Raw genomic sequence first — 13,001 nt, forward strand, 5'->3', positions numbered from 1 at the left:
GAAATTACTTTAGTGATTAAGAAGTTTCAAAATTAGTTTACACCACCCTCTGCAGATGCACTTATTTGCAGAGGGTTTTTTATTGGTGAGCGATCTTCTTGCTCTTCTTTCATCTGCAGCTGATAGGAGGTAAGATATTAGGGGTAGGTTTGGCTTAGAGATTATTCTTAAAGATACAGGCTTCCGGGAGACGATAGTTTTGAATCGACGCGAACTATATTTCAATCAGTGTCTATTGTGTTTGGGGCTGATCCTGTTGATTGTACAACCAATTCAGGCCGCAGAATGGGGGACATTGACTGGGCAATTTCTCTATACAGGTAAACCGACTCGGCCTCAAAAACTCGATGTTAGTCGAGACCAGGAAATTTGTGGACAGTTCAGCGACCAGATCGTAGATCAATCATTAGTCATTGGCAAAAATGGTGGGGTCAAGAACGTTTTTATCTATTTAAGGGCATCTAAGCTCAACGATGCGCAAATTCACTCAAGTTACCAAAAATTACCTCAGACCGTCACGATTCAAAACAAGGGGTGTATTTTTCAACCACACGTTTCTGGGCTCTGGGTTAAGAAACAGCAATTATTGGCAACGAATCAGGATCTTTGTGCACATGGTTTCCAAGTAAAGGCTTATCGAAATCACAGTCTCAATCAGGTATTACCTCCTGGTGAAAAAATGATGCATCGTTTTGAATATGGTGAAAAGCTCCCTTTGCGCATGAGCTGTAGTATTCACCCTTGGCAGGAAGGTTGGTTGGTTGCTCTTAATCATCCTTATTTTGCAACGACAGATGAGACAGGTTTATTCATCATTAAGAATTTGCCTGTGGGTGAGTGGGAATTTCAACTATGGCAAGAAAAAGCAGGGTATCTTGTTGCGAAGGATGAATGGAAGCGGGGACGAGTTAAGATGAAGATATCGCCAGGTAAAAATGATCTGGGAGTATTAAAAGTCACTCCGCAAATGTTCGTAGGAAAGTAAAAGCGAATCGAGCATGCGTTTATTAAGCTACAATATTCATAAGGGAATTGGTGGACGAGACCGGCGTTATCGCTTGGAACGAGTTCTGAGTGTGATTGAATCAGAGAACCCTGACATCATTTGTTTACATGAAGTAGATCGAAATGTAAAACGCTCCCGGTTTAATAATCAGCCTAAAATCTTTGCTGAGTATTTCAATATGACTGAGTCTCTATTCCAGTTAAATGTGAAACTGAAGACCGGTGGCTATGGAAATTTAATCCTTTCACGTTGGCCCTTTATTTCTCAACATCAGATCTCTCTGACTATGAAAAGGCGTAAATCGCGAGGCGCACAAATTGCGATTGTTGATTCCCCGGAAGGTGCATTTCAATTAGTCAATTTCCACTTGGGATTGGCTGAGAAAGAAAGGCACTGGCAGATTAACCATTTGTTGACACATCGATTGTTTGAGGAAGGGAATGGCTATCCTACTGTGGTGGTCGGTGATACAAACGACTGGAGGAATACATTGGCGAAAGCACAACTTTCGCAGCATGATTTTCAGGAAGTCACCCATCCCCCTTCGAAATTTCGTTCATTTCCAGCCTATATGCCTGTAGGTACTTTGGATAAGGCATTCATTCGTGGAGAGATAGGTGTTAGAAATGTGAAGCTGACTCGCTCGAAACTTTCAAGAGAAGCTTCAGACCATTTACCGCTGGTGGTCGATTTTCATTTAAACCATCATGCAAAAGACTTTATAAAAAAAGCAGGGCATTGATCAATGCCCTGCTTTGAACTTGTTTGTGATGAATTCAACAATTTATGAACCGTTGAATTCTTTTAGCTTATCCTTTTTTCGATGGTGGCTGCTCATCCGCTTTGATGAAATCGCCGAATGTCTTACCTTCAACAGGGCTTGGCATATTTTCAGCAGCTTTCAATGCCTTTACAATGATCTCTTTGTCAGTTTGCTTTCGCTTTCCCAGACCTTTACCAACTGCTTGTGCATAAGCATTTTTCTCTTTTTTGGTTTTTCCAGGATGGCACACACCACATTTCTTAGCGACCAGCATTTTAGAATTTGGATAAGTTTCAGCCCAGATCTTTTTAAAATTAGGTCGTGCTTCAACTTCATTCGATGTGTAGATCAGAGATAAACCTGCTACAGCAAAGCCAAATAATAAAGCCGTTTTAATGTTAATTATGTTCCGCATAAATTTCCTCATCTTCTTCCAAAAAGTAAGTGACATCTAACTTCTGATACTCAGATTAGAGCCAATCTGAGGCATCAAGATGTGGTTGCCCCGATTAAAAAAACTCAACTTTTGAACCACAAAACCGTTATGGTTCTTTCTACATTAGAATTATCCGTTTCTATGCTGTCAACGCTTCCAAGGTACTCGAATCAAGAATGACAAATATGAAAAATGATCTCAAAAAAGTCACCTCTGGTCATCTAACTGCTTACGAAGTTACAGGGAGAGAATTTGTGCAAATTTACCTTGATGTTCAATTGCACATTTTTCTGTAAGTTGTTTAGGGTATTGGCCTTAGTGAAGTAATTGGTGGGATGAATTGAATGTGGTTTTCGTAAGTATGTATTTCTTCTGCAATCTGTTACGTTATTATAATGCCTCGTGTTGGGTGATTTAAAGAATTATTTGAAAATAATTCTGCTTTTCCCCACATCAATAATGTACTCACAAAACTGGATGGTGAACCAGTTGAGTAATGCGAGGATTGAGTTACTAAAACAAGTCTTCTTGCTTCAGACTAGAGGAGTGAAATGTGAATTTATTGAGGAAGTCTACAACATTACTGATTCTAATTTTTTGCTTAACAAGTTCGCGCCATGTTGTAAGAGCAGAATCAAAGGCCGATCATCCGAATATTGTGATGATTATCTCAGACGATCAGGCATGGAACGATTATCGGTTTATGGGGCATGAAGTTATTCACACTCCCAATTTAGATAAATTGGCATCGGAAAGTGCCGTATTTAAAAGAGGCTACGTTCCTACTAGCTTGTGTCGTCCCAGCCTGATGACTCTTGTGACTGGCTTATACCCTTACCAACATAAAATTACAGGCAACGATCCTCCTAAGGGAATGAACCGACAGAAGTTGTTAAAGCATGTTCAGAGTGTAGATTGTTTGCCTGCGATGTTAGGAAAGCTAGGCTATCAGAGCTTCCAATCGGGAAAATGGTGGGAAGGTAAACCGGAACTAGCCGGTTTTACTTCTGCCATGACTCATGGTGATCCCAAACGGGGAGGAAGACACGGAGATCTAGGACTTAAAGTTGGCCGAGAGGGGATGGCTCCTGTTTTTGAGTTTATTGATCAATGTGGAAAAGATCCCTTTTACTTGTGGTACGCTCCTTTTTTGCCTCACACTCCCCATAACCCACCAAAGCGATTATTGGATAAGTATCGTAATTCTGAGCTACCGATCGAACTATCCTATTATTATGCGATGTGTGAATGGTTTGATGAAACTTGTGGACAGCTACTGGATTATCTTGATCAAAAGGGGCTTTCCCAAAATACGATTGTCGTTTATGTGACCGATAATGGCTGGATTCAATATGTTCCTGAGTCCAATCAGGAACGAAAAAAAATGAAACGCAGGTTTCGATATGCACCCAAATCAAAACGCAGTCCCTATGACGGCGGAATTCGAACTCCAATTATGTTTCGCTGGCCTGAAAAAATAAAACCGGCTGAATATGACACACTCGTCAGCAGTATTGATATCGTGCCGACTTTGTTGTATGCAGTCGGTCTGAAACCAACTAAGGCGATGCAAGGAATTGACCTGTTAAAGGTAATGGAGCATGGGGGGAAAACACAGCGAAAAGCCATCTTCGGCGATATTTATGAGCATGATATGGTAGACATTGATGATCCTGCTTCGAGTCTCAAGTATCGTTGGTGTATTGAAGGAAATTGGAAGGCCATTATTCCCGGACCTCGACTCGCAAACGAGAAAGTGGAGTTATTTAATCTTTCGAAAGATCCTTTTGAGAAAAAGAACCTCGCAGCTGAGTATCCTGAGAAGGCGAATCAGTTATTGAAACTAACCAATGCATGGTGGGATGGTTCTGAAAAATAGAGATGTTATCAGTGAACAGAGTAAAAGGCAGGTCTGCTCTTCCAGACCTGCCTTTGTTCATTCAACCACTCTCAAAGAACAGGGATGTTGAACTCAATGGTGGTGAATCGTATCCCAGTGTCCCGTTCGGTGAAAATAGTAACGCCCGGGCTGATAGTGGAAATGGTTTCCGTGTCGGTAGAATCCACCGGGACGGTAATCATAGTGACTAGTATCATGCCAGAACGGGTGTCGTCTTCCATAGTAAAAAGGTCGGTTATAGCAATTACGGTTACCATAATATCCGCTAAATCCATTACCAAACTGAACGTTGAACCTGACACCCGCATCTGCTGTGGAAGTATTTCCAATCAATGTGAATCCTGCTACGGCGACGCATACGATCAATAATTTTTTCATCTTTCTGTTCCTTAAAAGAAATTACCAAATTGTCTTAATTCTTGGCCGCTTCTAAAGAGTGATAAAAGCATCGATTGTGCCAATTGAACAGAAAAAGGTCTAAGTGCTTTATTGGGTAAGATTTGCGGGTCGTATTAGATTTACGACTACAAAAGAATGTGAGATCAAATTGATAAATGTGACATCAAAAAGAAGCTAGACTTTGTCAGAGATCGGCAAAAAACTACCAAATACAGTGATTAGTGCACTGGATTAGATTACCAGAGTCGTCTTGAACCTTAGCCATTTGTGCGAATAGTCATAGCTTTGATTGGCTCTAATAAGCGACTGAAGTCACGAACACGGTCCATAGTCGAAGTGATTTCTTCCTGCAATTTTTTTGTGTGAGAACCATAGCCCAGTCTACGAGCAAGAAATTCAAATTCTTCTTGTTCTTGAGGGGGGACTGTTAAGTCTTTTGCATTTCCTCTCACCATCCTCAGTGCATCAATTAATCTGCGTAAAAAGATATAGGCGTTACGTAAATTTTGAAAATCATCAGGGCTGATTAATCCCAGTTCCTTCAACGCAGTAATCCCTTCCAATGTATTTGTTGTGCGTAGCATCGGATTACGGTGGCCATAGGTGATTTGAAGTCCTTGAATGAGATATTCGCAATCGACAAGGCCTCCATCGCCGAGTTTAGCATTGATTGTGCCCCCTTTCACCAATTGTTGGATCTGCTTTTCGCGCATCGCTAGCATGGCTGCCACATCAAATGGTTTTCCTGAATAAAGGATTGCATCACGCATTCTAACGACATGGTTTCCGAATTCTTCGTCAGCTGCAATCGGACGCAACTTAACAAGAGCCTGTCGCTCATAAGGCCAGCTTGCCCCTCCGTAGGAAAAATAACTCTGGAATGCTTCTGCAGAGACAGCCAAACTACCAGCTTGCCCGTAAGGGCGAAGTCGCAGGTCAATTTGGAAAATCCCTTCGCTGCGTGCCTTGATCATCTTGGTGAACTTTTCGACCAGTTTCAGATAGTATTCATTATTGGTAATGACTTCCGTTCCTGTTGTTTGACCTGATCCTTCATAGATAAACATGAGTTCGATGTCTGAAGCAAAGCCGAGTTCACGTCCTCCACATTTTCCTAAAGCACAAATTGAAAGGGAACAGGGTTCTCCCGATTCTAAGGTGGGAATTCCATACCGTTCTTGAAGCTCTTGATCACAGATTTCATAAGCTCCCTGAACAACAACTTCTGCTACGTCTGTCAGTTCTTCCGAAAATTGCCCAAATTCAGAAATGTGACCTAAAATATGTCTCATATCCTTGCGCAACATTGCCCGATCTTTGAAGGCGTTCAATTTTTCCGATAGCTCTTCGCGGGAAGTTACTTGTTCCAATTCACTGGCAAGTTCGGCTCTCAGATCTTCGATGGAGAGGCGATTTTGTAGTTCTTCCACATTGGCCACAACCGGGAACAGATTAGAATGTTGCAATCGCAGAAAATCTTCCCATAGAAAATCACTTACACCGAGAAGTTTTGCTAACGCACTGAGAACGCTCGTGCGTTCGAGTGAAGATATTTCTTCAACCCAGTTCGGTTGCTTGAAAAGCTGTTCCAGAAATTCTCTAAAATGTAATAATGCAGATTCTGGATTGGGAGATCGTGGTAATAAGTGAGTGAAATGTTTGATTAACACGACAGCGGCTCGTAAGCCCTGTTGTTGTTCCTCTGAGTTAATTTTCTCTCCTTTTTCATCAGTTACGTAAAGTAAGTCACTGACTTTCGCTCCCTCTGAATCAATGACCATTCGCACAATGTCGAAACCGCTCATGGAAAGTGCATTGGTGAGTTCGTAAAGGAATCCAATTGTGTCTTCGGATTGAATTCGTAAAATGGTGTATCGGCTGTCTGACTCATTATCTAATTCAATCTCGACGGGATAAAGAACCTGGCTGGCATGTGATAGATCGCGTAACGCACCTGCGACCCGCTTTGCGAGTTCACCTACTGCTTCCCGCTTTTTTCCCGACTCAACTTTGTTTAACAGTTCCGTTAAATCATTCTTATAGTTTACCCAAACGGTTGGCTCTACAGTTGCGGCTGGCGATTTGACATCAAGTACAATGACAAACTTACGAGGGTTTTTCGATTTTTCAGAGGCTTTGGCAGATCGACCTTTTGAGGCCACAACGGGTCTGACTTTCTGATTCGTAAACAGGTGACCTTTTTGAATATCAAAACCATATACAAACAGAAGACCGCAAATTAAAGATAAGTCTCCAATTTGATCAAATCCAACCATCGTGAGTCGAATCTGTGTCTCAGGTAAGTTTTCCGTTTCAATTTCTACTATGTTGGAATCACCCAGTTTCTTGGCCATCTTACTGTGTTTTTCAATTTCTATTTCGTTAAACACTTTAGAATAGGAAGCAGACATCATTTCGATCAGATGGTTTTCTTGTTCTGAGTCAGCCGAGCCATTTTCTGAGTGAGGTAAAACTGGGTCATAGATGTATTTTTTGTATATTTTTCTCACTGCTTTGCGATGCTGCTCATAGAATTGAACCAGTTGTTGACCATCACGAAAATCGAGTCGTCGGGCGAGGTATGCCAGTTCGCGTTCATCAGTTGGCATGAGGTGCTCCTGGTTATAATGCATCAACTGAAGAGCGTGTTCGATTTTTCGAAAAAACACATAACCGCTGGTTAAGTGTTGATATTCATCTGCCTGAATTAATCCATGATCAACCAGTCTTACGAGACCATCTAACGTATTGATACTACGAACAGCAGGATAATCTGCGCCATTGGACATTTGCAAATATTGAGTGGTAAACTCGACATCCCGGATGGATCCTTTTCCGGATTTGACTTCGCCCCAGTTTTTCCCCTTCTTTTTGAGTTCTTTTTCAATGCGTTGTTTCATCTCCAGTGCATTTTTTCTAACCGCTTCCTGATCACAGTTATAGATTTGTGGTTCAATCCGACGAAAGAATTCAACACCCAGTTTCTGATTTCCAGCAATGATGCGTGCCTTTAACATCGCCTGTTTTTCCCAGAGACGTCCATGTTTGGCAAAGTAATCAACATAAGCATCAACTGTCGTGACGAGGGCACCTGATCGACCCCAGGGGCGCAAACGCATATCCACACGATACAGAAATCCCTCAGACGTTGATTCCATCAGTGATTTAATGAGACGCTGTCCCAGTTGCCAGTATTGTGTCGAGTTCGCTCCCGCAATGAATACGAGATCAATATCAGAGCTATAATTTAACTCTTCGCCTCCCAGCTTTCCAAACGCCAGGACGGCAAAATCATCTACTGACAACTCCAGTTCTTCTGAAATAATTGTCAGGCAGGTTTGGACCAAACCGTCGGCGAGCAATGAGAGTTGAACCGTGATGTTTTTCAGATCCATCAAACCAAATGTGTCACAGGCTCCAATTCGCAACAGTTCCCAGCGTTGGAACCGTCGGAGTACATCGAATTTTTCTGCCGTTGATTTGGATTCCAATCGCACCGCAGCCATTGCTTCTGAATAGAACTGCTGTTGGCTCTTAAACTCAGCAATGCGATTGTAACTGGTCAGTCGCTCCAGATAATCCGGATTTTTTAAAAGGATTTCTGATAAAAACTGACTTCCCACAAACAGTTTTACCAGTATTTCGACAGCGCGCGGATTTTCTGTCAGAAAGCTGAGCATTGCTTCCGGATTGGAGACACTGTTGATAAAACGTTCAAAATTAATTAATGAACCATCGGGAGTGGCTGCATCAGAAAGAGATTGCAAGAGCGTAGGGAGGATCAGTGTTAATTCTGTGCGAATGCGCTCAGTTGAGCACATTTCCCTTAAGCGGATCAGCGCACGTTCCTGGTCAGTAAAGCCAATTTCGGAAAGGATGTTCTGCACGTCTGCATCAGCAATGGGCACATTTGAGTCTAGTAGTTTTGCTGGATTTTCGGTAATGAGGGGTTTATTCATGAGGTTTGTTGAGCCTGCTTGTGTTAATACCAGTCCATTCAGGTATCTGATTAATAAGGGGCTTCTGTTTTGAGAGAGTACTCAAAGAAATAAGTTTACCCGTATCTTGTTATATTCGCGGAACCAGAATAATCAAGCTGAGTACCGCAGAATGCTGTTAAATTATAACAGACCTGTTTTCAGATTCGAAGAAATGACTCAGTAATGGTTCCTGATGAAGACGAGTAAAACTCTCTTCAAGGATCAATTTGAGTCGTTGATGACCTCATAGCAATTACTGGTTGATTTTCCGTTATCATTTTTCTACTCTGGAATCAGGTGCGAGAAGAGTCGGCAGGTTCTTTTCAAATTGTGTCATTCTTATCACTGAGAAACCGAGTCATGCATAATCTACAATACGATCGTCGCGATTTTTTAGCTCAATTACTAAGTGCTATGGGAGCAGTTGCTCTGTCTCATCCTACATTTGCAGGAGCTGCCAAGTTCCCACCAACGCGTGTCATCACCAGGGGCCCACGCCACCATTGGTTTGGGTATTATGATAAGTTACAGTTTGATCCGAGTAGCCGTTACGTGCTGGGAATGGAAGTCGCATTCGAACATCGCTCACCAAGGGCAGATGATGTCATCAAAATCGGGATGGTCGATCTACAGGATCAAGACCGATGGATTGAGCTGGGAGAATCCTCCGCCTGGGCCTGGCAGCAGGGATGCATGCTACAATGGTTACCTGGCTCTGATTCCGAAATAATTTGGAACGATCGTGAAGATAGTCAGTTTGTCAGTCGTATTCTGGATGTCAAATCGGGGAAGGGGCGTACCATACCTTCGCCCATTTATTCGGTAAGCCCTGATGGCAAGACTGCGGTGACTCCTGATTTTCGCAGAATTCAGGATGTGCGCCCCGGTTATGGCTATCCCGGTTTTCCTGATCCTCATTTTAAAGATCTGGCTCCCAAGGATTCCGGGATTTTTCATGTCGATCTTGAAACGGGAAAAACGAAAATGATTCTTTCTCTGGATGAGATTTCCAGAATGGGGACCATTCCGAAACAGCAAAAGGGCATCAAACATTATTTTAACCATTTACTCTTCAGCCCCGATGGTTCTCGATTTATTACTCTGCACCGTTGGCAGTATCCGAATGGAAAACGACTCTCCCGGATGATTACTGCCAAACCTGATGGTAGCGATGTACGAGTTGTGATCGACAATGGCTTTGTTTCGCATTTTATCTGGCGAGATCCCTCTCATATTCTTGCTCAGTCCAAAGCAACTCCCGAGAGTCGTTCCTGGGGCGATTTTCTGGTGCGCGATGTCGCTCAGTCTAAACTCGAGGAAATCGGAAAAGGGATTCTCGATAGCGGCGGACATTTAACTTATCTCCCCGGCAACGAGTGGATCTTGAACGATACCTATCCTAAAGGAAAGGAACGCATTCAGACGCCCCACCTGTATCATGTGGAAAGAGGCAAGCGAATTGATCTCGGGCATTTTCCCTCGCCGAAAGTTTATACCGGTGAATGGCGCGTTGATACACACCCTCGATTCAGCCCTAACTCACGTTATGTGTGCATCGATAGCCCACACAAGAATGAAGGACGACAATTGCATCTGATCGACATTTCCCAGATTGTAGGAACATCCTGATCAGAGGATGAAGGTGAACTAAGAAAAACAAGTTTATTACGTTCCGGCTTTCGTTTCTTCTTTCTTTGGTGTTGGTTCTACTTCCGGAATCACCTCTTTAGTGATATTGAGCTGATAGAATTTATTGCGCGTTAATGCGCGTTCAAGTGCACCATCATCCACAATACTCCTGTTGATAAATGAAATTTCTTTGGAATCGGGATTGAACTGAATCGATTTCTGATCAACCCAGACAAATCCTTTTAAACTTCGTTTGACAGATTCTTTGATGGACTTGCCGCTGTAAACACCATAGTGAATCACGTATTTCTGTTTCTTATCTGATTGCGGATAGTTCGTAGAAGTCTTTTCTGTCGTCCTCTTTCCTGATGTGGTGTTTGGGGAGTTTGAAGCCCGATGCATTGCTAGGTCTGCTGGAGAAAGGTCAAATTTTTTAGGAGACACAAATAGGCCAGCAGTCGAGAATGCATTGACTGCTGCTCGTTCGATTTCAGATTTATCTCCTAAACCTTTCAACTTGATATAGATCCACTTGTCAGCATAATTAATGATCAATGAATTAGGAACATAGCGATTAATTTGTTGAAGATTGACTTCCGCGACTTTAGGCGAAGAGTTTTTGTTGAACCTGAGACGATTTAATGTTCTGATGCGAAACGTAAGATAATTAGAATCCATGATTCGAGAGTTAGGATTACTACTGGCTTCTTCAATTTTAGGGGCTTCTTCAGCCAATATGATGGATTTGGCAAAGATGTTATCTGCAAATTTTTGGGGAATATCTGAAGGCAGGTCCCCAGTAAACTCAAAACTAAGAGTCATCTGTTCCAGATCCAGATTTGCTGAGCCTCTTGCATGACCGGGAACAATTTCTCCCAGTCCAAGCTGAATCTTGTCGACAATTGAACTTTTCCAAAAGTCAGGCTTCTCTTTCAGTGTTTTTTCATAGAATTCATCAAAACCGTTTACTTTAAAAGTGGCTTTCCGTCTGGTGACATCGATCAGATTTTTTGCATTTTGAAGGGCTGTTTGGTTCTGTCCTTTGCTGGCAGCCATTTGTGTATCAGTCTGTGAGGAGCTCGACTTTGCGATTTGTTTTTTAATCCATTCAATTCCCTTTGGAAGACCTTCGTCAATCATGGTCTGGTAGTGATCGTTACCATTTCCTGCTACGAATTCGACTTCAGTTCCTTGTGTTTTTAATTGTGAGGCAAAATTCTGTGAATTTGTAAAAGACGTAACAGGATCTTCACGTGAATGAAATATAAATACGGGGCAGGTAAGATTACTAATATGTGATTGAGGTGAACTGAGTCTGAGGAAGTCTTCCACATCTGGAATGACCGCTTTTATTGTAGGCAGATATTCTGCCATAGATTTTTTAAGATCAACTGAAGCGGCGTAAGCCAGACAGCCTTTGACTTGAGGGTAATGCTCTGCGAATAACAGTGAGAGTGTTCCCGCTGAACTATGACCTGCGATAAAGACGTTGTTTTTATCAATTCCCGGAATTACAGCTTGTGTTTCCAAAAACGCGTGTACACAATTAACCAGTCCTGCTTTACTTTTCCTGAAATCGCTATGAGCGTTTTTTACCTCGAAATTTGTTGATTGTTCACGTCTCCACAAGTGGCCGTCCAGAGAAAAGGTAATCACAGCGAATCCGGCTTTGAGGTAGGGTTCGTGTTCCGGGTTTGGCATTAAATCTGGAGGGTCGATCTCCATTCCAGTAAGCAGATTTGATCCGGCTGGAGGCACTAGAATACAAGGGACCGGTGAAGCCGGATCAATATCTGGTGGCAGATATACCCTGAATTTCATATTGGCACCAGCTGGAGATTCTCCTTCGAAGCTTCTCGAATTTTGTGCCTCATAGACTTTGCCGATAGACGCTGTTTTTCTTTCTCTATAAACGCTAAAGCCTGAGGCGCCTTCTGCTGGCCAACTCATTAACATTGGTTTAATCTGAGATAGATCGAATTTGGAGCGCTGTGTTTGATTTGAAGAACGAGTCGGAGAGTTTGGTTGCCTGGTCTTGGGAAAATGGCCTCGAGAGTCACTACTTAGTTGATTGTTGATGTTGCTAATCGATGTTGGACTAGATTGAGAGGTTTCATTGAATTCGGCAGAATCGGGAGCAGTAAAACTGGGACTTCGGCTTGAGGAAATACTAATTAAGCTTCCAAATGTCAGGGTGAAAGAAATGAGCAATAAGAGTGCTCCTGTCACAAACGTTGCCAGTGACTGCTTGGTTTGTTCAATACGGGAGATTGCAAAATACACGTTGTATAGAGGAACAATCAGGCAGAGAATTAGTTCGGTGCCACTTTCTTTGCCGGCTTCGATCAGTAACCCCAGACCACCAGCAAAGACACAGCCAATAGCAACAATACATGTCAGCATAAAAGCCAACATTAAAAAATGGCTCTGCATCAGAAAGAGAACCAGGTTTAACAGGATTAATCCAATTGACGTAACAGCGATAAAGGGAGTCAATCCATATTTTTTTAAAGAAAAATCAGATGGCGATTTCTTTTTCTTCTTTGGTGTTTTGTTCTTTTTTTTCACACTTGGTTTGACTACGGAACCGCCACTCAAGTCATCTTCCCAGTCCTCAAAATCGTCATTGAACATGTCAGTAGACGAGTTTGATTCGTCCTCAAAGAAATTCTCTTCCGGGATTGCTTTTTTTAATTTTGTCCTGGGACGTGTTGATTGATCTGAGGATTGCTTTTGAATCACAAAAGGAGCCTCACACTTAGGGCATTTCACCTTTTTTCCAAAAGCAGACTTATTTTTAATTTTAAAAGACGCAGTGCAATGCGGGCATTTGATCGAAAGTGGATTTGTCATAGATGGGGTTTTCGAAGTTGTGGAGTTTTAGTTCA

Annotated in this window: 8 protein-coding genes and 1 pseudogene; 4 read left to right on the top strand and 5 right to left on the bottom strand. The window is 42.3% G+C overall.

Annotation, left to right across the window (positions count from 1 at the left end; all coding sequences use genetic code 11):
- Positions 1-199: 199 nt before the first annotated feature.
- Both V144x_RS07845 and V144x_RS07850 read left to right on the top strand, forming a co-directional pair.
- Positions 200-985 (top strand): prealbumin-like fold domain-containing protein, encoded by a 786-nt coding sequence (locus tag V144x_RS07845; protein WP_144983843.1) that lies wholly within the window; start codon positions 200-202, stop codon positions 983-985.
- A gap of 13 nt (positions 986-998) precedes the next feature.
- Complete coding sequence (locus tag V144x_RS07850; protein WP_144983846.1) at positions 999-1,748, top strand: endonuclease/exonuclease/phosphatase family protein; 750 nt, start codon at positions 999-1,001, stop codon at positions 1,746-1,748.
- Between the two features lie 67 nt (positions 1,749-1,815).
- On the opposite strand, the gene V144x_RS07855 is transcribed toward V144x_RS07850, so the two are convergent.
- On the bottom strand, positions 1,816-2,184 hold the full coding sequence (locus V144x_RS07855) for a hypothetical protein (protein WP_197998815.1): 369 nt from the start codon (positions 2,182-2,184) through the stop codon (positions 1,816-1,818).
- A 574-nt stretch (positions 2,185-2,758) separates the two neighbouring features.
- Here V144x_RS07855 and V144x_RS07860 point away from each other — a divergent pair.
- A complete protein-coding gene (locus tag V144x_RS07860; protein WP_197998816.1) occupies positions 2,759-4,084 on the top strand; it encodes a sulfatase family protein in 1,326 nt (441 codons plus the stop codon).
- A 93-nt stretch (positions 4,085-4,177) separates the two neighbouring features.
- Here the strand turns inward: V144x_RS07860 and V144x_RS07865 are convergent, their stop codons facing one another.
- Entirely contained in the window at positions 4,178-4,483 is a 306-nt protein-coding gene (locus V144x_RS07865) for a hypothetical protein (RefSeq protein ID WP_144983853.1), read from the bottom strand.
- A gap of 278 nt (positions 4,484-4,761) precedes the next feature.
- Positions 4,762-8,463 (bottom strand): [protein-PII] uridylyltransferase family protein, encoded by a 3,702-nt coding sequence (locus V144x_RS07870; RefSeq protein ID WP_232102754.1) that lies wholly within the window; start codon positions 8,461-8,463, stop codon positions 4,762-4,764.
- 381 nt (positions 8,464-8,844) lie between these two features.
- On the opposite strand from V144x_RS07870, the gene V144x_RS07875 reads away from it, so the two are divergent.
- On the top strand, positions 8,845-10,113 hold the full coding sequence (locus tag V144x_RS07875) for a hypothetical protein (RefSeq protein WP_144983856.1): 1,269 nt from the start codon (positions 8,845-8,847) through the stop codon (positions 10,111-10,113).
- Positions 10,114-10,149: 36 nt separating this feature from the next.
- Here the strand turns inward: V144x_RS07875 and V144x_RS07880 are convergent, their stop codons facing one another.
- Positions 10,150-12,855, bottom strand: coding sequence for an alpha/beta hydrolase family protein (locus tag V144x_RS07880; RefSeq protein WP_197999000.1), 2,706 nt, complete (start codon positions 12,853-12,855; stop codon positions 10,150-10,152).
- A gap of 18 nt (positions 12,856-12,873) precedes the next feature.
- Positions 12,874-12,966: pseudogene (locus tag V144x_RS28990) on the bottom strand (MJ0042-type zinc finger domain-containing protein); the annotation flags it as partial.
- Positions 12,967-13,001 lie beyond the last annotated feature (35 nt).

Source organism: Gimesia aquarii (assembly GCF_007748195.1).
In the GTDB taxonomy this organism is placed as follows: domain Bacteria; phylum Planctomycetota; class Planctomycetia; order Planctomycetales; family Planctomycetaceae; genus Gimesia; species Gimesia aquarii.

What these genes read in the sequence shown, in the direction of transcription:
- V144x_RS07875 (WP_144983856.1), top strand. Translation starts at nt 8,845, where the DNA reads ATGCATAATCTACAATACGATCGTCGCGATTTTTTAGCTCAATTACTA.
- V144x_RS07850 (WP_144983846.1), top strand. Translation starts at nt 999, where the DNA reads ATGCGTTTATTAAGCTACAATATTCATAAGGGAATTGGTGGACGAGAC.
- V144x_RS07870 (WP_232102754.1), bottom strand. Translation starts at nt 8,463, where the DNA reads ATGAATAAACCCCTCATTACCGAAAATCCAGCAAAACTACTAGACTCA.
- V144x_RS07865 (WP_144983853.1), bottom strand. Translation starts at nt 4,483, where the DNA reads ATGAAAAAATTATTGATCGTATGCGTCGCCGTAGCAGGATTCACATTG.
- V144x_RS07855 (WP_197998815.1), bottom strand. Translation starts at nt 2,184, where the DNA reads ATGCGGAACATAATTAACATTAAAACGGCTTTATTATTTGGCTTTGCT.